Source organism: Bradyrhizobium sp. CCBAU 051011 (genome assembly GCF_009930815.1).
Lineage (GTDB): Bacteria > Pseudomonadota > Alphaproteobacteria > Rhizobiales > Xanthobacteraceae > Bradyrhizobium.
On sequence record NZ_CP022222.1, the window covers coordinates 6521837 to 6544808 of the forward strand.

19 protein-coding genes are annotated in these 22972 nt (G+C 63.2%); 8 read left to right on the top strand and 11 right to left on the bottom strand.

Translation table 11 applies throughout. The features are described 5' to 3' along the window. The first annotated feature begins 18 nt into the window (after positions 1-18). The 3 genes from purM to ACH79_RS30600 all read left to right on the top strand — a co-directional run bounded on the left by purM (position 19) and on the right by ACH79_RS30600 (position 2539). Complete coding sequence (purM, locus tag ACH79_RS30590; protein WP_161854262.1) at positions 19-1092, top strand: phosphoribosylformylglycinamidine cyclo-ligase; 1074 nt, start codon at positions 19-21, stop codon at positions 1090-1092. Continuing rightward, positions 1089-1742: a phosphoribosylglycinamide formyltransferase gene (gene purN, locus ACH79_RS30595; RefSeq protein ID WP_161854263.1), complete on the top strand. Its 654-nt coding sequence runs from the start codon at positions 1089-1091 to the stop codon at positions 1740-1742. Before purM ends, purN begins: the two co-directional genes overlap by 4 nt. Positions 1743-1807: 65 nt before the next feature. Further along, positions 1808-2539, top strand: coding sequence for a glutathione S-transferase family protein (locus tag ACH79_RS30600; RefSeq protein ID WP_161854264.1), 732 nt, complete (start codon positions 1808-1810; stop codon positions 2537-2539). A 59-nt stretch (positions 2540-2598) separates the two neighbouring features. Here the strand turns inward: ACH79_RS30600 and ACH79_RS30605 are convergent, their stop codons facing one another. Then, on the bottom strand, positions 2599-2802 hold the full coding sequence (locus ACH79_RS30605; protein WP_057857829.1) for a cold-shock protein: 204 nt from the start codon (positions 2800-2802) through the stop codon (positions 2599-2601). Between the two features lie 373 nt (positions 2803-3175). Between ACH79_RS30605 and ACH79_RS30610 the strand changes: the two genes are divergently transcribed. Then, positions 3176-4315, top strand: coding sequence for an autotransporter outer membrane beta-barrel domain-containing protein (locus ACH79_RS30610; protein WP_161854265.1), 1140 nt, complete (start codon positions 3176-3178; stop codon positions 4313-4315). 47 nt (positions 4316-4362) lie between these two features. Here the strand turns inward: ACH79_RS30610 and rnd are convergent, their stop codons facing one another. Beyond that, on the bottom strand, positions 4363-5511 hold the full coding sequence (rnd, locus tag ACH79_RS30615) for a ribonuclease D (RefSeq protein ID WP_161854266.1): 1149 nt from the start codon (positions 5509-5511) through the stop codon (positions 4363-4365). A gap of 534 nt (positions 5512-6045) precedes the next feature. Continuing rightward, positions 6046-7518 carry a YdiU family protein gene (locus tag ACH79_RS30620; protein ID WP_161854267.1) on the bottom strand — a complete coding sequence of 491 codons (1473 nt, stop codon included), beginning with the start codon at positions 7516-7518 and terminating at the stop codon, positions 6046-6048. Positions 7519-7710: 192 nt separating this feature from the next. Here ACH79_RS30620 and aspS point away from each other — a divergent pair, with 192 nt between their 5' ends. Beyond that, positions 7711-9483 (top strand): aspartate--tRNA ligase, encoded by a 1773-nt coding sequence (gene aspS, locus ACH79_RS30625; RefSeq protein WP_161854268.1) that lies wholly within the window; start codon positions 7711-7713, stop codon positions 9481-9483. 1 nt (position 9484) lies between these two features. Here the strand turns inward: aspS and ACH79_RS30630 are convergent, their stop codons facing one another. Further along, on the bottom strand, positions 9485-11467 hold the full coding sequence (locus tag ACH79_RS30630) for a hypothetical protein (protein WP_161854269.1): 1983 nt from the start codon (positions 11465-11467) through the stop codon (positions 9485-9487). 260 nt (positions 11468-11727) lie between these two features. Between ACH79_RS30630 and ACH79_RS30635 the strand changes: the two genes are divergently transcribed. Together ACH79_RS30635 and ACH79_RS30640 are read left to right on the top strand one after the other, a co-directional pair. After that, on the top strand, positions 11728-14037 hold the full coding sequence (locus ACH79_RS30635; protein WP_161854270.1) for an NADP-dependent malic enzyme: 2310 nt from the start codon (positions 11728-11730) through the stop codon (positions 14035-14037). 290 nt (positions 14038-14327) lie between these two features. Then, positions 14328-14780 (top strand): DoxX family protein, encoded by a 453-nt coding sequence (locus tag ACH79_RS30640; RefSeq protein WP_161854271.1) that lies wholly within the window; start codon positions 14328-14330, stop codon positions 14778-14780. 7 nt (positions 14781-14787) lie between these two features. Here ACH79_RS30640 and ACH79_RS30645 read toward each other — a convergent pair whose 3' ends face one another. From ACH79_RS30645 to ACH79_RS30675, 7 genes are all read right to left on the bottom strand, one after another. After that, positions 14788-16206, bottom strand: a complete 1419-nt coding sequence (locus ACH79_RS30645; RefSeq protein WP_161854272.1) for a TRAP transporter large permease subunit — start codon at positions 16204-16206, stop codon at positions 14788-14790. Further along, the gene (locus tag ACH79_RS30650; protein WP_161854273.1) at positions 16203-16796 is read right to left on the bottom strand and encodes a TRAP transporter small permease subunit; all 594 of its coding nucleotides are present in this window, start codon (positions 16794-16796) and stop codon (positions 16203-16205) included. Before ACH79_RS30650 ends, ACH79_RS30645 begins: the two co-directional genes overlap by 4 nt. Before the next feature lie 73 nt (positions 16797-16869). Beyond that, positions 16870-17991 (bottom strand): TRAP transporter substrate-binding protein, encoded by a 1122-nt coding sequence (locus ACH79_RS30655; RefSeq protein ID WP_371419297.1) that lies wholly within the window; start codon positions 17989-17991, stop codon positions 16870-16872. Positions 17992-18116: 125 nt separating this feature from the next. Next, a complete protein-coding gene (locus tag ACH79_RS30660; RefSeq protein ID WP_161856651.1) occupies positions 18117-18626 on the bottom strand; it encodes a dihydrofolate reductase in 510 nt (169 codons plus the stop codon). A 63-nt stretch (positions 18627-18689) separates the two neighbouring features. After that, complete coding sequence (locus ACH79_RS30665) at positions 18690-19646, bottom strand: polysaccharide deacetylase family protein (protein ID WP_161854275.1); 957 nt, start codon at positions 19644-19646, stop codon at positions 18690-18692. Between the two features lie 157 nt (positions 19647-19803). Next, positions 19804-20376: a glutathione peroxidase gene (locus ACH79_RS30670; protein WP_161854276.1), complete on the bottom strand. Its 573-nt coding sequence runs from the start codon at positions 20374-20376 to the stop codon at positions 19804-19806. Positions 20377-20448: 72 nt separating this feature from the next. Further along, positions 20449-22053, bottom strand: coding sequence for a L,D-transpeptidase family protein (locus tag ACH79_RS30675; RefSeq protein ID WP_371419298.1), 1605 nt, complete (start codon positions 22051-22053; stop codon positions 20449-20451). A 355-nt stretch (positions 22054-22408) separates the two neighbouring features. On the opposite strand from ACH79_RS30675, the gene ACH79_RS30680 reads away from it, so the two are divergent. Next, a complete protein-coding gene (locus ACH79_RS30680) occupies positions 22409-22957 on the top strand; it encodes a CreA family protein (protein WP_161854278.1) in 549 nt (182 codons plus the stop codon). Positions 22958-22972: the final 15 nt, after the last annotated feature.

Consider the following 22972-nt stretch of genomic DNA (forward strand, 5'->3'; position numbering starts at 1 on the left):
TCATACTGGAATTTGGGCATGAACGACCGCAAAAACGGGCTGACTTACGCGGATTCGGGGGTCGATATCGACGCAGGCAACCGCCTGGTCGACCTCATCAAGCCGATGGTGCGCGCCACCGCCCGGGCCGGCGCCGACGCCGAAATCGGCGGATTCGGCGGGCTGTTCGACCTCAAGGCGGCGGGGTTCAAGGACCCCGTCCTGGTGGCGGCGACCGACGGCGTCGGCACCAAGGTCAAGATCGCGATCGAGACCGGGCTGCATGGCGGCATCGGCATCGACCTGGTGGCGATGTCGGTCAACGACCTCGTGGTGCAGGGCGCGGAACCGCTGTTCTTCCTCGACTATTTTGCCTGCGGCAAGCTCGACCCCGAGGCCGCGGCGGCCATCGTGGCCGGCGTCGCCGAGGGCTGCCGGGAGTCCGGTTGCGCCCTGATCGGCGGCGAGACCGCCGAGATGCCGGGCCTCTACAAGGACGGCGATTACGACCTCGCGGGCTTTGCGGTCGGGGCTGCCGAGCGCGGCACGCTGTTGCCGAGCGCGGATATCGCGGTGGGCGACGCCGTGATCGGACTGGCCTCGTCGGGCGTTCACTCCAACGGCTTTTCGCTGGTCCGCAAGATCGTGGAAAACTCCGGCCTCGGCTTCGGTGCGCCGGCGCCGTTCTCGCCGGTCATGACGCTGGGCGGCGCGCTGCTGGCGCCGACGCGGCTCTATGTGAAATCGTGCCTGCGCGCGATCCGCGAGACCGGCGCGATCAAAGGCCTCGCCCACATCACCGGCGGCGGCTTCACCGACAACATTCCGCGCGTGCTGCCAAAACATCTCGGCGTCGGCATCGATCTGGCGCGGCTGCCGGTATTGCCGGTGTTCAAATGGCTGGCCGAGCAGGGCGGTATCGCCGAGCTCGAATTGCTGCGCACCTTCAACTGCGGCATCGGCATGATCGCAATCGTCAAGCCGGATGCGGTCGAGAAGGTAACGGAGATCCTCACCGAAAGCGGCGAGACCGTCGCCTTGCTCGGCGAAGTGATCCCGGCGTCGGGCGAACATCGCGTAGTCTATAACGGCCATCTCGATCTCGCCCCATGAAACGCCGTGTCGCCATCCTGATCTCGGGGCGCGGATCGAACATGGCCGCGCTGATCGATGCGGCGAAAGCTGCCGACTTTCCGGCCGAGATCGTCGCCGTCATCTCCAACCGGGGCGATGCGCTGGGGCTAGAGCGGGCGGCTGCGAACGGCGTCCCGACGATCGTCATCGAGAGTAAGCCGTTCGGCAAGGATCGCGCCGGCTTCGAAGCGGTGCTGCAGCGGGCGCTCGAAGAACGGAAGGTCGAACTGATCTGCCTCGGCGGCTTCATGCGCCTGTTCACCGCGGAGTTCGTGCAGCGCTGGTACGGCAAGATGCTCAACATCCATCCCTCGCTGCTGCCGTCCTTTCCGGGCCTCGATCCGCACGGCCAGGCGTTGCAGGCCGGGGTGAAGATCTCGGGCGCCGCCGTGCATTTCGTGATTCCTGAAACCGACGCCGGCCCGATCGTGATGCAGGGCGCGGTTGAAGTGGCCGATGACGATACGCCGGAGGCGCTATCGCAGCGCATCCTTGGCATCGAGCATCGCATCTATCCCGAGGCGCTGCGTTTGCTTGCGAGCGGCAAGCTTCGCCTCGAAGGCGACATCTGCAAGACCGCCGGCGGGTCCGACCGCGACGGCACCCTGATTTCGCCGCGGACGATCTGATATTATCTGCCGATGTGCGCGAACGAGCGCGAGAGCCGCGCCCCGCAAGATACATCGAGGGTTCCATGATCACGCTCTATGGCTCCGGGCCCAATTTTGGCCTTCCCGACGCAAGCCCCTTCGTGACCAAGGCCGAGACCTTGCTGCGGATGTCGAAGCTGCCGTTCGAAAAGGCGCTGATGAGTTTTTCGAAGGCGCCGAAGGGCAAGATTCCCTACATCGAGGATGACGGCCAGTTGCTCGGCGACTCCACCTTGATCCGCTGGCACCTCGAAAAGAAATACGGCATCGATTTCGATCAGGGACTCAGTGCCGAGCAGCTCGCCGTCGCCTGGGCCTTCGAGAAGATGGCGGAGGATAATTTATACTGGGCGAGCGTCTACTTCCGCTGGATGATCGACGACAATTTCCGCAAAGGGCCGGTCAACTTCTTCAAGGGCGTGCCTGCGCCGGTCCGGCCCGTCGTCGTCTCGATGATCCGCCGCCGCCTGCGCAAGACGCTGCACGGGCAGGGGATCGGCCGTCACTCCGCCGACGAGATCACCGCGATTGGAATCCGCTCGATCGATGCGATGGCGGCCTATCTCGGCGACAAGCTGTTCTTCATGGGCAAGGAGCCCACCGGCATCGACGCCACGATATTCGCCTTCGCGGTCAGTGCGATCTGTCCGCTGTTCGAATCGGATTTGCAGCGGGCGGCGGCGGGCCACGCCAATTTGCGGCGCTATGTCAGCCGGATGACTGCGCGATTCTATCCGGAACTCCGAGAGATCGCGGGCTGCGAGGCGGCGGCCTAAGTTCAGGGCAAAAGCAAAATCCCCCGGCGAGGCCGGGGGCAATTTGCGTGGATGGAGTCTTAAGTGACCTTGAGGTTTTCCGCGGACGTCTTGCCGCGGTTTTCGACAAGGTCGTACTCAATGTGCTGGTTCTCGTTGAGAGTGGTGAGTCCCGCGCGCTCGACGGCCGAGATGTGGACGAACACGTCCTTCTCGCCGACCGCCGGCTTGATGAACCCATACCCCTTGGTGGGGTTGAACCACTTGACGCTGCCCTTCTGCATCGCCATCGCCTGTCTCCAAGTTTAGACTAGATACAAAAAAGACGCGGCCACGTTCTCCACGTGCCACGCCACAAACGGGCTCCCCGGTAGCTGCTAGATTTCCTGGTCGCGAAACGCACAGTCGAACGGCCTGAATCCGATTGTGCGTCGGATTGCAACACGAAATTTTGGCGTTCGCAAGAGTTCTGGCGCGCGACGAAACTTGGTCACGATGTCGCGCGAGCTGTGGCAGCCGAACAACAATGACGCGTATTCGGTGACGGGCTGGGGGGCTGACCGATTGACCCTTCGGGTGAACCGGGTGCAAATCGCTGCAGTTGATCGGGATTTTGCGCATTTTCGGGCCGCGCTTCTGCCCTTGGGAATGGATTGCATGCGCTGCTCATGGCGGCTTTCGCGGGCACGAAGAAGGGGGGCCTGTTGCGCGCTCGCGCGGCTGCTTGCGATGGTGGCCGTTCTTGTCGTCGTGATGTCGACAGCGCAGGCGCAATCGCCGACGCCCACGCCCACCCCGACCCCCATGCCTTCGCCGACGCCGAGCCCGACACCGACGGTGATCAACTCGGCGGTCTCGTCCGGCGCGGCGCTGACCAATCTCGGCAGCAATTTCCTGGAGCGGCTGGGCAATCAGTCGAGCAACGGCTTCAACCGCCTGCAGCGGACCAATCCGGGCGGCGGCGGCGCTTCCGAGAGCACGGAAGCGCCGCGCTACCGGACCTGGTTCGAGGCTTATGGGAACTCGACCCGGAACGGCGCGGTCGGCGATTTCGTCGGCGATAACCGAAAGACCTGGGGCGGCGTAGCCGGGATCGGGGCGCGGGTGGCGCCGGGCATCAATATCGGCTTCTCGGTCGATCAGAGCCGATCGTCAATCGACATTCCGCTGGCGCTGCAATCGGCGACGATCGACCTGACCCAGCTTGGTTTCACCGCCTCCGTCGACAGCGGGCCGTGGACCTGGGCCAGCGCGGTGGTGCACGGGTTCGGCAACGTCAACTCGCGCCGCGATACCGGCCTTGGGCTGGCGACCGCCGGATACAATGCGCGGCTCGACGGCGTCCTGAGCGAGATCAGCTATTACTGGTCAAAGGATCAGGGCCGCATCGTGCCGAAGGGCGCGTTCGAATATGTCCGCGCCCAGACCGGGGCGTTGCAGGAGATCGGCGGCCTCGATCCCGTAACGGCGACCGGCGCCACCGTGCAGCGGGCGCGGCTCCTGATCGGCGCCGAGATCGGCCATTACTGGATCCTCGACGGCAAGATTCTCGACCTGTCAGGTTACGGCAAGTTCGTCGACAACCTCGTGCAGAATTTCTCCGATATCACCGTCAGCCAGGGCGTGCAGAGTATTACGTTCCAGGGCATCGGCGAGAGCCGATACGGCGCCGATGCCGGTGCTTCGGCCTCGCTGAGCCTGACCAATACCGCGCGGCTATATGTGAACTACGACGCCAAGGTCCGCGCCGCGATGCAGTCGCATCAGGGCACGGTGGGGCTGGAGTTGAAGTGGTAGTTATTCTCCCTCGCCCCGCTCTTGCGGCGGAGAGGTTAAGAGCCAGCCTACGCCCGATCGACCCTGACGACGCGGCCTTTTTCGATCGCGAGCGCTAGCCTGCCGTGCTTAAGCGCAATCGCGGCTTCGCCGAACAATTCGCGGCGCCATCCGTGCAGGGCCGGAACGTCGGCGTGGTCGTCGGCGGCGATCTGGTCGAGGTCGTCGACGGTGGCGATCACCTTGCTGGCCACGGCGTGCCGCTCCGAGGTCATCCGCAGCAGCACCTTCAACAATTCGACAGTCGCTGCGCCGTTCGAATTGCCGCGCGGCTTTTCGATCTTCGGTAGCGTGTGCGGATCGCGGGCGAGGCCGCGCTGGACGGCTGCGATGATGTCGGTGCCCCATTTCGAGCGGTCAAAGCCCTTCGGTAGCGAGCGCAGGCTGGCGAGACGTTCGAGCGAGGTCGGGGCGTGGGTGGCGATGTCGCCGACCGCATCGTCTTTCATGACGCGTGAGCGCGGCACGTCGCGGCTTTGCGCTTCCTGCTCTCGCCAGGCCGCGACTTCCATCAGCACCGCGAGTTCCTTCGGCTTGCGCACCCGCGTCTTCAGCCGCTCCCAGGCCCGCTCGGGGTGGAAATCGTAGGTCTTGGGCGAGGTCAAAACTTCCATCTCCTCGCTGACCCAGTCGTTGCGGCCGCGCTTCTTCAGATCGGCGTCGAGCGCTGCGAACACATCGCGCAAATGGGTGACGTCAGAGACAGCGTAATGCATCTGCTCGGGCGTCAGCGGGCGGCGCGACCAGTCGGTGAAGCGGTGGGTCTTGTCGGGCCGGTGGCCGGTGACGCGTTCGACGAGCTGGTCATAGGCGATGCTGTCGCCATAGCCCAGCACCATGGCGGCGACCTGGGTATCGAAGATCGGATGTGGAATGGTGCCGGACTGATGCCAGACGATTTCGATGTCCTGGCGGGCGGCGTGGAACACCTTCAGCACCGCTTCGTTCCCCATCAGCTCGAAGAACGGCTTGAGGTCGATGCCGGGCGCCAGCGTGTCAATGACGACGGCTTCGTCCGGGCTCGCCATCTGCACGACGCAGAGCAGGGGATAGTAGGTCGTCTCGCGCAGGAACTCGGTGTCGACCGTGATGACCTTGTGCTGGGCGAGCCGGGAGCAGGCGGCGGCGAGGTCGGGAGTGGTAGTAATCAGATCCATGAACAATCCATGACGCGTCGGGACAGGCGTTCTGCCGAAAACGCTGATATGTCAAGGGTGTCGCGGTGGATTTGAGCCCTGCATTTGAGCCTGGGCATGGCTTTTTTGCGTCCCAACGGGGGCCGGGAGACGTCCTGTAGCCATTCCGGTCGTCAGGCGTCGGCCGGACGGTAAAAACTGCTCACTCGTAACGGATGTGCCGCGACCGGCGTCGGCCCGACGGGATCGCGAGCACAGCGAGACAGAGGGCAATCATCACCATTCCCATGAATGCGAAAGCAAAGGCGTCCACGGCAATTCTCCCGCGATAAACCGTTAGATTTGTGGGGAGCGCGTTGACGGGTTCTTAATTTATGTAACCTGGCGAGGCGTGCATGCGCAGATGGTGGATAGGCGCTTAACGAGTTGGGTTAACGGCAGCCCGTAGGACCGGTAGAGCGAAGCGAAAGCCATCAGCCCCCGCGCGAGACATTGATGGGTTTCGCTTCGCTCTACCCATCCTACAATCCATCTGCGCGAGGAGAAGATCTCGCCTCACGTCCCGCAGAATGTCCGCAGCACGCGCTGATCGGGAAGCGGCGGCTCTGTGTAGGCCGCGAACTCCGGTTGATCCTCATACGGCTTCGACAGCACCGTCAGCAATTCCTCGAATGGCGCGTAGTCGTTGTTGACGGCGGCAGCGATCACGGCTTCGACGCGGTGGTTGCGGGGGATGAAGGCTGGATTGACGGCGCGCATCGCCGCCTGTCGCTCCGTGGCGGATTGTGGCTCCTCGGTCAGGCGCTTGCGCCATCGCACGGCCCATTCGTCGAACGCGGCGGGGTCTGTGAACTGCGCCCTCACGCTGTCGTCGTCGGCATCCGCGGCGGCATCGCTCAGGCGGCGGAAGGTGAGGGTGAAGTCGGCCGCATTCTTTGCCATCGCGTCCAGCAAGTCCTGGATCAACGCTTCATCGCCATCGTGAGTGGTAAAGAGCCCGATCTTTTTGCGCAGGCCCGCCTGATAGGCAGTGGTGAACTTTTCGGCGAAGTCGCCGAGGATGAATTGCGCCTGTTCGATCGCCTTGTCCTGGTCGTCGGAGAACAGCGGCAGCAGGCATTCGGCGAGCCGCGTCAAATTCCACAGCGCGATGCGGGGTTGGTTGGCGTAGGCGTAGCGGCCCAGTTCGTCGATCGAGGAGAACACCTGCGCGGGGTTGTATTCGTCCATGAAGGCGCAGGGGCCGTAATCGATGGTCTCGCCAGAGATCGAAGTGTTGTCGGTGTTCATCACGCCGTGGATGAAGCCGACCAGAAGCCAGCGCGCGACGAGATCGGCCTGGCGGGCGACGACGCCTTCGAGCAGGGCGTGATAGGGACGTTCGGCGTTTGCCACCTCCGGATAGTGCCTGGCGATGACATGATCTGCGAGCGCGCGCACGCCGTCGGTGTCGCCGCGCGCGGCGAAGAACTGGAATGTGCCGACACGGATATGGCTTGCGGCCACACGGGTGAGCACAGCGCCGGGAAGCATGGTCTCGCGCTGCACGCGCTCACCCGAGGTCACGGCAGCCAGCGAGCGGGTGGTGGGAATACCCAATGCAAACATCGCCTCGCTGACGATGTATTCGCGCAGGACCGGGCCGAGCGCGGCGCGGCCATCGCCGCGGCGCGAGAACGGGGTCGGCCCGCTGCCTTTAAGCTGGATGTCGCGGCGAACGCCGTCCTTGTCGATGACCTCGCCGAGCAGGATGGCCCGGCCATCGCCGAGCTGAGGCACGAACTGGCCGAACTGGTGGCCGGCATAGGCCATGGCGATGGGGTCGGCGCCCTCGGGGAGGCGCTTTCCGGCGAGGATTTCCGCGCCCTCAGGGCTGTCCAGCAGGTCCGGATCCAGCCCGAGATGGACGGCCAGCGCCCGGTTCAGCTTGATCAGCCGGGGGCTGGCGACGGGTGTCGGCGCCACCCGTGCGAAAAAGTTCGCTGGCAGGGCAGAATAGGTGTTCTGGAACGGGAAATGGACGGTCATGGCCTAAAGATAGGCGCGGGGAGGGAATAGGCAAACGGTTCGGATACGGTCTTGCCGAAATGGCCGTTTTTGAGCCGAAAACAGCCCCGCCATTGGTTGCCGCCCCCGGCGGTGTCGGGTAAACCCTCCGCAACTTCGGACCGGCTTTGGCCTCCGATTCCTGACCTCCGACATCCTTTTTTTGGGACTTCCATGCATCGCTACCGGTCACATACATGCGGCGCGCTCCGCGACAGCGACATCGGGCAGACCGCCCGCCTTTCCGGCTGGTGCCATCGCATCCGCGACCATGGCGGCGTGCTGTTTATCGACCTGCGCGACCACTACGGCATCACCCAATGCGTGGCCGACCCGGATTCGCCGGCGTTCAAGGAAGTGGAAAAGTTCCGCTCGGAATGGGTGGTGCGGATCGACGGCAAGGTGCGCAAGCGTCCCGAGGGTACCGATAATCCGGAACTGCCGACCGGCGCGGTGGAAGTTTACGTCAGCGAGATCGAGGTGCTGGGACCTGCCGGCGAACTGCCGCTGCCGGTGTTCGGCGAGCAGGAATACCCTGAAGACATCAGGCTCAAGTACCGCTTCCTCGACCTCCGCCGCGAGAAGCTGCACCAGAACATCATGACCCGCGGCGCCATCGTCGATTCCATGCGCAAGCGGATGAAGGAGCAGGGCTTCTTCGAGTTCCAGACCCCGATCCTGACGGCGTCCTCGCCGGAAGGCGCGCGCGACTTCCTGGTGCCGTCGCGCATTCATCCCGGCAAGTTCTATGCGCTGCCGCAGGCGCCGCAGCAGTACAAGCAGCTCCTGATGATGTCGGGCTTCGACCGCTACTTCCAGATCGCGCCCTGCTTCCGCGACGAGGACCCGCGCGCCGACCGCCTGCCGGGCGAGTTCTACCAGCTCGATGTCGAGATGAGCTTCGTCACGCAGGAGGACGTGTTTGCGGCGATGGAGCCTGTTGTCACCGGTGTGTTCGAGGAGTTTGCCAAGGGCAAGCCGGTCACCAAAGGCTGGCCGCGGATTCCGTTTGCGGAAGCCCTGCGCAAATACGGCACCGACAAGCCGGACCTGCGCAACCCGATCGTGATGCAGGACGTCTCCGAGCACTTCCGCGGCTCTGGTTTCAAGGTGTTCGCGCGGATGCTGGAAGACCCGAAGAACCAGGTCTGGGCGATCCCCGGACCTACGGGCGGCAGCCGCGCCTTCTGCGACCGCATGAATTCGTGGGCGCAAGGCGAGGGACAGCCAGGCCTCGGCTACATCATGTGGCGCGAGGGCGGCGAAGGTGCGGGCCCGCTTGCCAACAACATCGGCGCGGAGCGGACGGCGGCGATTCGTGCGCAGCTCGGCTTGAAGGAGGGCGATGCGGCGTTCTTCGTCGCCGGCGATCCGGAAAAATTCTGGAAGTTTTCAGGCCTCGCCCGCACCAAGGTGGGCGAGGAATTGAACCTGATTGACAAGGACCGGTTCGAGCTCGCCTGGATCGTCGACTTCCCGATGTACGAGTACAACGAGGAAGACAAGAAGGTCGACTTCTCGCACAACCCGTTCTCGATGCCGCAGGGTGGCCTCGATGCGCTCAAGGGGCAGGACCCGCTGACCATCAAGGCTTTCCAGTACGACATCACCTGCAACGGCTACGAGATCGCCTCCGGCGGCATCCGCAACCACAAGCCGGAAGCGATGGTGAAGGCGTTCGAGATCGCGGGCTATGGCGAGAAGGATGTCGTCGAGCGTTTCGGCGGCATGTATCGCGCGTTCCAGTACGGCGCCCCGCCGCATGGCGGCATGGCGGCCGGCGTCGACCGCATCGTGATGCTGCTCTGCGGCACCACGAACCTGCGCGAAATCTCGCTGTTCCCGATGAACCAGCAGGCCGTGGACCTGCTGATGGGGGCGCCATCGGAGGTCACCACCAAGCAGCTTCGCGAGCTTCACATCCGGCTCAATCTGCCGGACAAGTAGTTCACAGCGCCGTGGTGCTCTCGATCCGGAACTTCGAGAGCGCATCGAGCGGGTCGGTCTTCAACGCCTGGAAGAGCTGCATTGCCGGCACCTTGCCGAGCGGCGTGAGCTTGAGCGTCAGCGTCGTCCGCGGCGTTTCGATGAAGCGCGCCAGCGCCTCGGCAGCGGCCACGGCATCGGCGTTGCTTGTGCCCGACGTCGCTGCGCTGCTTCTGATGTCCTCAACGATCGCTTGTCGTGCTGCGTCGCGGCTGACGTTCTGCGTCCTTGCATAATGGGCGACCGCGAGATCGACGACGCCCAAATCGCGCACCGTGAGCTCGATGGTGCCCGCCTCAATCAGGGTTGCCACGGCGACTGCCTGAAGCGGATTGATCGAGAACGCCTCGCGCGGCACGTTGGCGAGCGAAATTCTTGCGGACGCTTTCAGCATGCCGCCAAGCTCGACCGTCACAGGCTCCAGCACGAATGAGCGTGATGCTTCGGTCCATGCCGTGCCGAGGTCGAGATCGATCGCCATCTTGTCGAGGCCCGCGGCGATCAGCATTCGCTGGCCGGGATGGGTTGCGTCAAGTGGGCCGGACATCTTGGCGGTCAGCCGAGCCTTGCTCGGGATAGGCCCGACGAACTGCCCCCAGTCCAGACTGACAAGGTCCACGTTGATCGGCCTGCCCGTGTTCTTGTAAGGCGCAGCGAAGCCCTTCAGTTCGGCGCCCTCGAGCAGGGCGATCATGCCGAGCGCCTGGTCGGGCGCCGGCGGTTGCGCTGGGTTCGAAAACAGCGCGGTCATACGCAACAGACCGGCGATATCCACGCTCTTGAGGGCGAAGCGGGCGAGCTTGACGGGACCCTGCGGTGTGCGGCCGTCAAAACCTTCGACCGCAAATTCGCCGGTCTTTCCGTTCTCCAGACTGAAGCGCAGCGAGGCGAGCTTGAAGCCACCCTCCGGCATATCCATCGAAAGGCCGCGCATCTCGGCGCTTCCAATGCGCACGCCCTCATAGATCCTGGCCATCCTCTCCATCATTTCGCGGGCCTGCGCCGGCGTGGGCTGGGCCGTACCTGATGGTATCGTTGCCAGCAGCGCGGCCAGTTGCAGCCGCGAGGGCCGTGCCCCGATATCATCGGCCGTCAGCCCGTCGATACGCACCGCCGGACCTTGCCCTGAGGTGATCGTATAGGCGCCGGCGGTAACCTGCCGGTAGACGCGGTAGTATTGTTCGTCGTTGGAGCGCTGAGGATCGAGGATGGCTGCGGCGGCGACCATATCGACGTCCTGCACCGCGAGATTGGCGAGGTCCCCGGTGACCTTCTCGGGCTTGCCCTTCGGCTGCGAGGTCGCTGTGAAGGTCATTCGGTCGAGAGTGACGGCGGCGATCTTGCCGGCCTTGATGTCGCGCACCGCCAGGTTGGAATAGGCGAATTCGCCGTTCCCCAGTGCCGGGTTTCCGGAGTTCATGGTACCGGCGACACTGGGTGCCGTGATCGAGGAGGCGGTGACTGCACCAAGCTGTTCGATGACCAGCCGATATAGGTCGATCACCGAGGAGGTTGCCGGCGGCCGCGGCAGGTTTGCCGGTCCGGAAAAATCCTTCGCCGTGATCCGCGGCACCTTGTAGGTGACTTGCCAATCTGCCCCTGCAGGCATCCTGGTGTTGAGCTCGAGATCGCTCGCCTCGATGGCATCGGCCGAGAAGCGCGTCGCGTCCGGCTGACCGACACCGAGCGCGGTGAAGCTGCCAATCTTGAGGGTTACCGGCGGCTGCGACGCCGATTCAGTGGTAATGTCGGCAATCCTGAGCGTTCGGCTTTTCAGATCGAACGACACCTTGCCATGGCTTGCCTTGCCGCCGCCGGCTCTGATCTGCTCGAACGCGGTCTCGACCTCGCTGGCAATCCGGTGCTGCGTGTAAAACTCGAAGCCGAAGAAGCCGCCCACCGCGATCACGACCGCGGCGACCAGACCCAGCAGTATCTTTACCATTAGTTGTGCTCCGGACGCCGGCATTCGCTGGAGGCAAAATTGCCACAATGTCAGTCAAGGGGACGGGGTAGGGAGGATATTATGCTACCGGCTTTGACGCGTTGCGTCGATGCCCCCTGTTGATGGGAAAGCTCTCGGATGTTGCATCCAAGCGGTTGCCCGTGCTTCACATCCGGCTCAATCTGCCGCAAAGCTAACGGTTCACATGAAGACCGGCCTCGGCACGTAATTCGGGGTCGTTGAAGCCCGTGGGGGAGTGTATGTCGTCCTATTCTGAAGAGCTCCATTCCGCGGCGCTTGCGTATCACCGGCTGCCGCGCCCCGGCAAACTCGAGATCCAGGCGACCAAGCCGCTCGCCAACCAGCGCGACCTCGCGCTGGCCTATTCGCCCGGGGTTGCGGCCGCCTGCACTGAAATTGCCAACAATCCGGCGGAAGCGGCAGCGCTGACCTCCCGTGCGAATCTGGTGGCCGTGGTTTCCAACGGTACCGCGGTGTTGGGGCTTGGCAACATCGGCCCGCTCGCCTCGAAGCCCGTCATGGAGGGCAAGGCGGTCCTGTTCAAGAAATTCGCTGGGATCGACGTCTTCGACATCGAAATCGCCGCCGACACCATCGAGCGCGTGGTCGAGACGGTGGCCGCGCTGGAGCCGACCTTCGGCGGAATCAACCTCGAGGACATCAAGGGACCGGAATGCTTCGAGATCGAGGCGCAACTCAAGGAGCGCATGAAGATCCCGGTGTTCCATGACGACCAGCATGGCACGGCGATCATCGTGGGAGCCGCCATCGTCAACGGCCTGCTGCTAAACGGCAAGAAGCTATCGGATGTGAAGATCGTCTGCTCCGGCGCCGGGGCTGCGGCGATCGCGTGCCTCAATCTCTTGGTATCGATGGGCGCGCAGCGCAAGAACATCTGGGTCTGCGACATCGACGGCGTCGTGCACGAGGGACGCAACACGCTGATGGATCGCTGGAAGGCGGTCTACGCGCAGAAGACGAGCGCGCGCGTGCTGGCGGACGTGATCGGCGGTGCCGATATTTTCCTGGGGCTTTCGGCGCCGAACGTGCTGAAGCCCGAGATGGTCCAGTCGATGGCCGACAATCCGCTGGTGATGGCGCTGGCCAACCCGGTCCCGGAAATCATGCCGGACGAGGCGCGGAAAGCGCGCCCCGACGCGATGATCTGCACCGGACGCTCCGACTTTCCGAACCAGGTCAACAACGTCCTGTGTTTCCCGTTCATATTCCGCGGAGCGCTCGATGTCGGCGCCACCGGGATCAACGAGGCAATGAAACATGCGGCCGTCGAAGCGATCGCGCAGCTCGCACGCGATCCGCCGTCGGATGCGGTGGCCCAGGGTTTCGACAGCGGCGAGACGCAAGGGTTTGGCCCGGGCTCGCTGATCCCGAGCCCGTTCGATCCGCGGCTGATCCTGCGCATCGCGCCGGCGGTGGCGAGGGCTGCCATGGAATCCGGCGTGGCGACGCGTCCGATCAAGAATTTCGAGGAATATACCGCGCTGCTGGAGCGCTTCGCGTTCCGCTCCGGCCTGACCATGAAGCCGGTGTTCGCCAAGGCGAAGACCCAACCGGTCCGCGTGATCTATGCCGAAGGCGAGGACCAGCGCGTGCTGCGCGCGACGCAAGTGGTGCTGGAAGAGAAACTGGCGCGGCCGATCCTGGTCGGGCGACCTTCCGTGGTCGAAGCGCGGATCAAGCGGTTCGGCCTTTCGATCAAGGCCGGCAAGGACTTCGACCTCGTCAATCCCGAGGACGATCCGCGCTACCGCTCCTATGTGCAGACCTATATCGACGTCGCCGGGCGGCGCGGCGTCACGCCCGAGGCGGCGCGTACCGTGGTTCGCACCAACAACACCGTGATCGCCGCCCTTGCAGTGATGCGCGGCGAGGCCGACGCCATGATATGTGGCGTCGAAGGCCGCTATATGAGCCATCTGCGCCATGTCCGCGAGATCATCGGCTTCCTTCCCGGCGTCAGCGATTTCGCGGCGCTGGCGATGATGATCACCAGCAAGGGTTCCTACTTCATTGCCGATACGCAGGTGCGCCCCAATCCGAGCGCCGAAGAACTCGCGGAGGTCGCCTCGCTGGCTTCGATCCATGTGCAGCGATTCAACATGAAGCCGCGCATCGCGTTCGTGTCACATTCCGACTTCGGAAGTTATGATAGCGACTCCTCGCGCAAGATGCGCCGCGCCACCGCGCTTCTGAAGGAAAAGCATCCGGAGATCGAGGCCGACGGCGAGATGCAGGGCGACACCGCGCTCTCGGCCGCCGCGCGAAAACTCGTGCTGCCGCATTCGAAGCTGGAAGGCGACGCCAATATCCTGATCATGCCGAGCCTCGATACCGCCAACGTCGCCTACCAGATGATCAAGACGCTGGCGGACGCGCTGCCGGTGGGCCCGATCCTGATCGGTCCGGCGCGCCCGGCGCATATCCTCACCCCCGGCGTGACGGCGCGCGGCGTGCTCAACATGACGGCGGTGGCCGCCGTCGAAGCCCAGGAGCGCGCCGGCCGTCAGCAGCCGACCCTGTTCGGGTAGATCCCAATTCAGATTGAATCAAAAATTGGGATTTAGCCTTTTGTTCTGACGCGCTTTCTTCGAGCGAAATCCCGCCGCCCCGGCTCAAGTCCGGGGAGGCATGCGTTGCGCGAAACGCTATCATCAAGAAAGCGCCTTGGTTCTGCTTCTATCGGTAGGTCTGGTGGAGCCGCGCGCAGGTCCCTGCGTGGACGGTTTCGATTTGAGCGTTTGAAAAGCGGACACGAAACGCCCATAATCGTTTCGCGCCGCCTGCTATCTTTTGCAAGCTATTCAGTGAGGCCGATCCCATGCCAGCGTTAGTTACCTTCGGGCGAGTCCTGTTCGCCGTGCTCTTCATGTACACGGGAGCGACCAAGCTTTTCGCGATTCAAGCGACGGCGGACTTCATCGCATCCAAGGTAGCCATTCCGACGGTGCTTGTGCCCTATACCTCGCAGCTCGAAACCATGACCGGCGTGCCGATGCCGCAATTGCTGGCGATGGGCGTCGGCGGCTTCGAGATCCTCGCCGGGCTGATGATCGCAGTCAATTTCGGCGCACGCTTCTTCGCGATCCTGCTGATCTTCTTCGTGATCGCCACGACGTTCTACTTCCATGATTTCTGGAATCAGCCGGCGCCCGAAAATGCCAAGACGCTGATCGAAGCCCTGAAAAACCTGTCGATCATCGGTGCCCTGTTCATGATCGCGGGCTACGGCAAGGGTCCGCGGCCGAATGAGCCGGCCTACGGGGACATCTGAGCCGAGATCAAAAATTCCGGATCGCCACCCGTGAACCGTCGAGCGTCGCGGCCGCATTTTGCGGCGGCGCGACGTACTCGATCTGCGCGGTGCGTGCCGCTATCCGGCGCGCCTGCAGCCAATTCGGGAACCACATCGCGATCGCGGGAAAGATCAGCACCAACGCCACGCAAGCGACCTGCAGCACCATGAAGTCGGCCATGCCACGGTAAATCAGCCGCAGATTCCATTCCTTGACGACCTGCTTGAGATAATAGGCCGACATCGCGACCGGCGGTGACAGGAAGGCGGTCTGCAGCACGACCGCGACGATGCAGCCGAACCAGACCATGTCGTAGCCGAGGCCCTTCGCCACCGGTGCCAGCATCGGCAGGAAAATGAAAACGATGGCGGGCCATTCGAACGGCCAGCCAAGCAGGAATATCAGGGTCAGGAGCAGGGACATCGTGCCCCAGGCAGGCAACGGCGAGGCCAGCAAGGCCTTGGTCATCCAGGTCGCGGTGCCGAGCCATGAGAAGACGGCGCCGAATACGTTGGAGGCGACGGCAAGCAACAGCACCATGCTGGTCGTTGCCAGTGTGGCATAGCAGGCATCCAGCAGCCCGCGCCATGTGAACCGGCCGTAGGCAATGACGAGGAGGATCGCCCCCAGTGCGCCGACCGCCGCTGCTTCCGCGGCGGTCGTGATACCGGCGAGGATGGCGCCGAGGGTCAGAATCGTCAGGACGGTCACCGGCACGAGGCCGACCAAGCACTCCCACAGCACGATCCGCACCGAATCCGGCCGGTCCTCGACAGGCACCGGCGGGCCGAGCTTCGGATTGAAATAACAACGGATCAAGGTATAGGCGATGAACATCGCGGACAGCAGGAAGCCCGGACCGAACGCGGCCGCATAGAGATCGATGATCGAGATATCGAGCACGGGCGCCATCACAACCAGCATCACCGACGGCGGGATCAAGATACCCAGCGTGCCGCCGGCCGCAATGGCGCCGGCCGACATCCGCACATCGTAGCCCGCGCGGATCATCATCGGCCCCGCCATGATGCCGAGCAGCGCGACCGTTGCGCCGACGGTCCCCGCAGCGATCCCGAACAGCGTCGCCGTGAGGATGACAACCACATAGAGCGCGCCATTGAGCGGCGCAAACAGGTCGCGGAACGCTTTGAACAGCCGTTCCATCAGTCCGGCCTGGTCGCAGACAAATCCCATCAGGATGAACATCGGCACCGCGACAAGTTCGTCCTGCTTCATGAGGCCGATGGTCTGCAGGTAGGCGAGATTGAACACGCGCTCGCCCATGCCGACATAGCCGAACGACAGCGCCAGGAACAGCAGCGTGAAGCTGATCGGCAGGCCGATGAAGATCGCCCCCAGCATCACGAGGAGCATGACAACTCCGAGCAGTTCGACTCCGGTCATATCTCGATCTTTTCCTTGTGCTCGAACTCGCGTCCGAATTGGACCTGGTACCAGCACTTAAGTACCTCGGACACGCCCTGGATCATGAGAAGGAGGGCTGCCAGCGGGACCGTGGCCCGGAAGGGCCACATGATCGCGCGCCAAACGCTTTCCTGCGACCGTTCACCGGTGTCATAGGAGTGCAAGGCATCGTCATAGCTGATCAGCATGAACGTGATCATGGCCGGATAGAAAAACAACAGATAGGAGACGAGGTCGACGATACCCTTCTTCCGCTCCGAGTAATTCTCCCAATAGATGTCGGTGCGAACATGCGCGCCCTTCAACAGCGCGTATCCAGATCCGAGCATGAAGGCCGCGCCGTTGACCATGAAGCTGGATTCGTAGACCCAAACTGTTGGCGCGCCGAACCCATAGCGCATGACGACCTCGTAGGAGATCGTCACCACCAGAAACAACATCGACATGGCAATGAGTTTGCCGGTCACATCCGTAAAGCCATCGATCGCCCGAATGATCGAGTAAAAAGCGCGCGGGAATTCGCCGCCCGGATTGCTGGCGACCGAAGCACTGCTGGTGTCCGCGGACATGATCGCTCCTCTTCAGACAGTGCTGGCGTCCGGCGGTTCGGACGCCAGCAGCTTCGCTAGCTGCGAAGAGAGATCACTTCTTGGTCAGGTAGATCTTGTTCTTCCAGTAGTACTCGCCGGCGAAACTGTACGGCGGGAACCAGGAGAGCTTGAACGGCACGATCTGCTCCGCATAGGCCTTCTGGCTGTCGATCACCTTCCGGTAGAAGGGATTCTTTGCCGCGTGCTCGGCCTGAATCTTCTCCCACTCGTCGAGGAAGTTCTTCAGGACTTCGTCGGGCGTGCGATGCATCTGGACGCCTGCCTTGAGCAGTTCCTGGCAAGCGTGCGCCGTTTCGCGGTTGAAGGCGAAGTTGCGCTGCGTCGTTGCATAGACACTCGCCACCTTGATGATTTCCTGCAAGTCGGGCGTGAGCTTCTTCCAGACATCGCCGTTGATCATCAACTGGCCGCCGGTGACGGGCTCATGCATGCCCGGCGTGTAGTAGTGCTTGGCGACCTGGTGCAGACCGAGCTTCTTGTCCTCTTCGCAGTTGATCCATTCGGCGCCTTCGATCACGCCGCGCTCCATTGCGGGCACGATCTCGCCGCCGGGAATGGTGACAACCGAGACGCCGAGCCGGCCGTAGGTTTCCGCACCGATGCCGTAGATGCGGTACTTCAAGCCCTTGAGGTCGGCCAGGCTGTTGATCTCTTTCTTGAACCAGCCCATTCCCTGCGGGTAATCGGTCGGGATCGGGAAACCGACAACATTCAGCTTGAGGACGTCCTTGTAGAACTCATCGAGCAGCTTCATGCCGCCGCCGTCATAATACCAGGCCCAGTAGTCCGAGCCGTCCATGCCGTACAGCGGACCATGCGACATCGGTATCGTCGCGGTGTTGCGACCGAGAATGTAGCCGAAAGGCCCCATGCCGACATCGAGCACGTTCTTGGAGGTGGCGTCGAACACCTCGAACGGAGGCACGATCGCGCCCGCCGGAAGCGTCTCGATCTTGAGACGTCCGGCCGTCATCTTTTCGACGGTCTCCGCCCACAATTTGAAGATGAGATGGAAGTTCGAGGATGCGGGGTGGGTCGACTGACCCTTCAGTACTAGCGGCTTTTCAGTAGTTTGAGCATGAGCCGGCTCAGCCAAAACGGTGACCAATCCAAGAGTCACCGTTGCAAGCATAGTTGAAGCGTACCTCAACATGTTGTGGTCCTCCCGATGATGATAAGTGTTTTTTTCTTTTCAGGGTGGAACCGCGCTCGCGTACTGTCAAGCGATCTCTGGCCGAGGCTGGCTTCGGCGAGGCTGATTGTACGAAAGAATGACGCCTAGGCGCCGCGCCGCCACGGCGTGACGGTCACTTCATGGGCGGCGTCGAGCATCTGGGGCTCGCCGGCACGTAAGCCATGCGCGGCCAGGATATCCTGCGGCGAACGGGCTGGCACGCCTGGGAAGCATGGCTCGCCACCGGGCAGGCGGACATGCGGCGCGGTCGACAGCCAGAACTCGTCGTAGCAGTCCATGAACATGCCGAACACGCCGGGGCCGCCGATCACGGCGACGGTGCCGGTATCCACGCCGGCATGCTGGCAGGCGGCTTCGAAGGACGCGCCCGCGGGATTCCACAGCGTCGCTTTCGGATTGGACGGATCGGGCGCGACCGCAGCTACCGTCCGCGTCAGGATGACCCGTTTGCGCCCCGGCGAATTTGGCTGGTCTTCGTAGGAATTGCGCCCGTGCAGGATCAGGTCGGCGCGGTCGAGGGCGGCGGTGAAAAACGCCTTGTCGCCCTCGAACTTCAATTCGTCAGGCATGACGTTGCGCGCATCCGCCAGCATGCCGTCGGCGGAAACGATGACATAGCCTTCGATGCGCAGCGCCACCTGTGCGTCGCGCCGCTTTTATTCCGAGACCGTCTGCACGACGCTGGAAACCGGGCGCGAGCTCACGGTCGGCAGCTTCAGGTCCTTGACGATCTCTTCGTCATATTGCGCGATGGTCTGCACCGGCGTCTTGGCCCGCATCGCGACCACCTTGTAGCCGCCGGCCTTCAGCTTCTTCAGAAGTTCGGGCAGGGCTTCGGCGGTGTGTTTCTGGAAGTCGTGCATCAGGATAATGCCCTTGCCGTTTTTCTCGACCTTGCGCATCACGTTGTCGATGATCGTCTGCGCCTTGCTCGCCTTGAAGTCGAAGGAATCGAGGTCGCAGGAGAAGATCCCGATGTTGCGCTCGCCGAGATAGGTGACCATTTCCGGCGGGTGCTGCAGCGCGGGGAAGCGGAAGAACGGCGCCGGCGCCTTGCCGCCGAGCGCCCATTTCACGGCGCTGAAGCCCTTTTCGATTTCCTCCTTGCGCTGCTGATCCGTCAGCTTCTTGTTGACGAGCGCGGCATGCGACCAGGTGTGCGACCCGATCGAATGGCCGCCCGCCATCACCTGCTTGAGGATCTCAGGATAATAGGTGGCGTGCTTGCCGATCGGGAAGAAGATGCCGGTGGTGCATTCCTCCGCGAGCGTCTTCAGCACCGCAGGCGTATTCACCGGCCACGGGCCGTCATCGAAGGTCAGCACCACCTCCTTGTCGCGCAGGAAGTCGAGCTCCTTGAAATGCTCGAAGCCAAAGCCTGGACCGCCCGTGGTGTCGATCTCGACGGTACGGCCGATGCCGAGCGCGTTCGGATTGTTGCAGGGCGGACGGGTCGAGACCGGTGCTGGCGGCGGGGCGGGGGCTGGCGCCGCCGCGGGAGTGGCCTGGGGAGCCGCCGTCGCGCCCTTGGTGGGTATCGCCTGCGACCACGCCGCGCTTGATGCCAACAGCGAAACCGCGCCTGCAAAGATCATCCCTGCCGCAACACGCATCTTGTTTTCCTTAAATTTGAATCCCGCACCCGGTCGCGGCGCTTCGGCCGTCCGGTCTGCCTCCATTCCCCGAAGCAGATAGTAGCCTAGTTGGAGTGCTCGCGCCAACGCAACCGTTGCGATCACGCGCAGCGAATTTGTCCCCGAGCCGGTTAATTCAGGAAGCGGCCAGTGCCCGAGCGATAGCGGTTTTTACCCGTGTATCCACGGGGTCGACGGATTCCGGGAAGACCTCGGCGATGTAGCCGTCGCGGCCGATCAGGTATTTATGGAAGTTCCAGCGTGGAACATCCTTCGGCCGCGCCTCTGCCGCCCATTTGTAGAACGGATGCGCGTTAGGTCCCTTGACGACGGCCTTCGCGGCGATCGGGAAGGAGACGTGGTGATTTTGCGTGGTCGCGGTGATTTCGGTCGCGCCGCCCGGCTCCTGGCCGCCGAAATCGTTGGACGGAATGCCGACGATCATCAGGCCGCGGCCGCCGAATTCGGTCCACAATTCCTGCAAGCCACCATATTGCGGCGTGTAACCGCAGAGCGAAGCGGTGTTGACGATCAGGATCGGCCGGCCGGCAAATTCCGAAAGCCTGATATCGCCGCCGGAAAGTCCCGGAAACGAAAACGCGTAGGCCGTGATCCGGCTCATGCCGGCCTGCGCCAGGGATTGCCTGCTCGAGGCGGCGGCTGCGATCGCGGCCAGCGCCGCTGATATCACGCTCCTGCGGTCGATCATGAAACGCCTCGGCTGTGGTTCAACAGCGCAAAGCATAGCGCAACGTCCGGACGGTCGCCGCTCAACAAGCCGTTATGGCCGGATCGCGCGCAGAGGAACGATGAAATCGGTGCCTTCGCCGGTCTCGCCGCCCTGGTTGATGCTGTGATCGGACACAATGATCGAGCCGCCGGTGGTCAGGACCTCCGCGATCCGCACGAGCGCGTCCTGCGGGATCGTGATGCGGTCCAGCGCCTCGGCCGGGCTGTTCTGAGCCGGCAGCGGCTTCGCCTCGGTGGCTGAACCGCCGGCCGGCCTGCGCCGAACAGGACGTTCGTCCTCGCTGACGGGAACTGCGTTGCGGGCCGCCGGCAGCGACACCACCGACCAGCGCAGCAGGTTGGGATCGTTCTTGTCGGCCTCCGCAGTGAAGACATGCGTGCCCAGCGGCCGGTCGCCCGGCGCGATCGTTACGGGAACGTCGAACTGCGGCTTGAAGTTCTCGCGGACGTAGAGCTTGGCGTCCTTGCGGCTGACGAACACGGCGATCTGACCGGCACGCCGGGGCGCTTCGACCTTGGCAGCCTTTTCCGCACCACCGGGCAGACGCGTCGTATCTTTCTTCGCGTCAGGTGCAATGGCCTGTGCATCGGTGACCGCCTTGACGGGCTCTGTCGGCTTTTCGGTCACCTTCGATTCAGTAGCGTTGGATTCCGCCGCTTCGACCTTGGCAGGCTCCGCATTGACGATCGCGGCCGTCGGGGCCTCGCTGTTCACCTCATCGGACTTTGTTTCCGACTTCGCTTCGACTTTCGCCTCGCCGGACTTGTCCCAGGCCTCCGTGTTCGCCGTATCGCCGGCCGGCTGCGCCTTGGCTGCAGACGGTGCTGCATCGGACATGACCGCGTTCTTCGCCGCCAGCGCGCGGCTGGCATCGGCTGTATGGGTTTGTTCGCGCAACGGGGCGGTGTGGCCAACGGTGGATCTGAGATCGAGACTTGGCTCCGAGTTCGCCAGGCCGGCATTCTCCGGCTTGGTCGCGCGGCCGGCGTCCGCGCCCTTGTCGCTCTTTATCGCGGGCGCATCGAGCTTGGGGTCGTCGGCGATCAGGGGCTGCGGCACGACCTTCTGCGCCACCAGCAAGGGGTGCGCGATACTGGCCGGCGTGATCTGGCCGGGCGTGATGATGACGCGCGCGCCCATCCTCGTCCAATTCCACATCTTCACGGCAAAGGCCGTCGGCATGCGGATGCAGCCGTGCGACGCCGGATAGCCCGGCAGCACGCCGGCATGCAGCGCAACACCCGACCAGGTGATGCGTTGCATGTAAGGCATCGGTGCGCCGCTGTAGATGTTGGAGCGGTGCATCTTGTGCTTCTGGATGACGCTGAACACGCCCATCGGGGTCGAGTGACCTTTCATGCCCGTCGAAACCGGGCTTTCGGCGAACAACCCGTTGGCGTCGTAGACGCGGAGCTTCTGCTGCTCGATCGAGATCGCGATGATCAGCGGACCCTGCGGCTTGGCTTTGGATTCCTTGACGGCCGCCTCGACCTTGGCCGAAGGCCGGCGTGCCTTTGGCTTGCGCGGCTGCGCCGGCGGCATGGGCCGGTAATAGCTCGGATCGGAATCCTGCCAGTAGAAGAGGGCTGCGGCATCTGCATTGGAAGCGGCGGCGACGGCACCGGCCGCGGTCAAAATCGCTATCTGCCAAAATCGCTGTTTGGAAATCTTGCCCGCACCACTCGCACTGAAAAATCGATGCCCGTTCACGCGCATACCCTCAATCCAGCTACTCGAATCTACTGTCCTGCCAATTCATTTGTTGTCGCAGAGGCGAAAAGCGTTCACCAGCGTAAGCCTTCTAATTTCAGTGCTTTTCGCCCTAATCGTAGCAAAAAAGCCTCACATTCCGTTAAACCGCGTCGGCTCGATCTGACGCCATCCATAAGGCGGTACTTGGGCCTGTACTTGGGCCCACCAATCTTCCCGTGGCCTTCCTGTGTGACATTCCGGCACTACATAGGCGATGAGCCCTTCATCGGAGATATCAATGACATCCAAGGCCGTCGTTACGTGTGACAAGAAGTGGAAGATTCTGGCCTTGGTGGTAGTGGTGCTGGCGTTGTGGCAGGCCGGCCCGGCCTTTGCCGCTGATGAGCCCGATCTGATTTTTCGCCGGTCGACGGTGTTCAAATGGCTGAGCCCGAACGACAAGCTCGCAACCTACGCCGTCGACGATCCCGAGGTCGACGGGGTGGCCTGTCACTTCACGGTGCCGGAAAAGGGCGGTTTCAAGGGCTGGCTTGGCCTCGCCGAGGAGGTCTCGGATATCTCGTTGGCCTGCCGCCAGATCGGCCCCGTCAAGTTCAAGCACAAGCTGGAGCAGGGCGATGACATGTTTCGCCAGCGCCGCTCGCTGTTCTTCAAGAAGATGCAGATCGTTCGCGGCTGCGACGCCAAGCGCAACGTGTTGGTCTACATGGTCTATTCGGACAGGCTGATCGAAGGTTCACCCAAGAACTCGACCTCCTCGGTGCCGATCATGCCCTGGGGGACGACCGACGCCGCGGTTCAGAAATGCGGTGAATTCATCCAGTAAGCCCCGATGGCCTCC

Excerpts from the sequence above, each read along its gene's own strand:
- ACH79_RS30640 (WP_161854271.1), top strand. The coding sequence starts at position 14,328 with ATGCCAGCGTTAGTTACCTTCGGGCGAGTCCTGTTCGCCGTGCTCTTC.
- ACH79_RS30655 (WP_371419297.1), bottom strand. The coding sequence starts at position 17,991 with ATGTTGAGGTACGCTTCAACTATGCTTGCAACGGTGACTCTTGGATTG.
- ACH79_RS30645 (WP_161854272.1), bottom strand. The coding sequence starts at position 16,206 with ATGACCGGAGTCGAACTGCTCGGAGTTGTCATGCTCCTCGTGATGCTG.
- aspS (WP_161854268.1), top strand. The coding sequence starts at position 7,711 with ATGCATCGCTACCGGTCACATACATGCGGCGCGCTCCGCGACAGCGAC.
- ACH79_RS30630 (WP_161854269.1), bottom strand. The coding sequence starts at position 11,467 with ATGGTAAAGATACTGCTGGGTCTGGTCGCCGCGGTCGTGATCGCGGTG.
- ACH79_RS30600 (WP_161854264.1), top strand. The coding sequence starts at position 1,808 with ATGATCACGCTCTATGGCTCCGGGCCCAATTTTGGCCTTCCCGACGCA.
- ACH79_RS30660 (WP_161856651.1), bottom strand. The coding sequence starts at position 18,626 with ATGCTGGCGGATGCGCGCAACGTCATGCCTGACGAATTGAAGTTCGAG.
- ACH79_RS30610 (WP_161854265.1), top strand. The coding sequence starts at position 3,176 with ATGCGCTGCTCATGGCGGCTTTCGCGGGCACGAAGAAGGGGGGCCTGT.
- ACH79_RS30665 (WP_161854275.1), bottom strand. The coding sequence starts at position 19,646 with ATGCGTGTTGCGGCAGGGATGATCTTTGCAGGCGCGGTTTCGCTGTTG.
- ACH79_RS30635 (WP_161854270.1), top strand. The coding sequence starts at position 11,728 with ATGTCGTCCTATTCTGAAGAGCTCCATTCCGCGGCGCTTGCGTATCAC.
- ACH79_RS30605 (WP_057857829.1), bottom strand. The coding sequence starts at position 2,802 with ATGCAGAAGGGCAGCGTCAAGTGGTTCAACCCCACCAAGGGGTATGGG.
- ACH79_RS30670 (WP_161854276.1), bottom strand. The coding sequence starts at position 20,376 with ATGATCGACCGCAGGAGCGTGATATCAGCGGCGCTGGCCGCGATCGCA.
- rnd (WP_161854266.1), bottom strand. The coding sequence starts at position 5,511 with ATGGATCTGATTACTACCACTCCCGACCTCGCCGCCGCCTGCTCCCGG.
- purM (WP_161854262.1), top strand. The coding sequence starts at position 19 with ATGAACGACCGCAAAAACGGGCTGACTTACGCGGATTCGGGGGTCGAT.
- ACH79_RS30650 (WP_161854273.1), bottom strand. The coding sequence starts at position 16,796 with ATGTCCGCGGACACCAGCAGTGCTTCGGTCGCCAGCAATCCGGGCGGC.
- purN (WP_161854263.1), top strand. The coding sequence starts at position 1,089 with ATGAAACGCCGTGTCGCCATCCTGATCTCGGGGCGCGGATCGAACATG.
- ACH79_RS30680 (WP_161854278.1), top strand. The coding sequence starts at position 22,409 with ATGACATCCAAGGCCGTCGTTACGTGTGACAAGAAGTGGAAGATTCTG.
- ACH79_RS30620 (WP_161854267.1), bottom strand. The coding sequence starts at position 7,518 with ATGACCGTCCATTTCCCGTTCCAGAACACCTATTCTGCCCTGCCAGCG.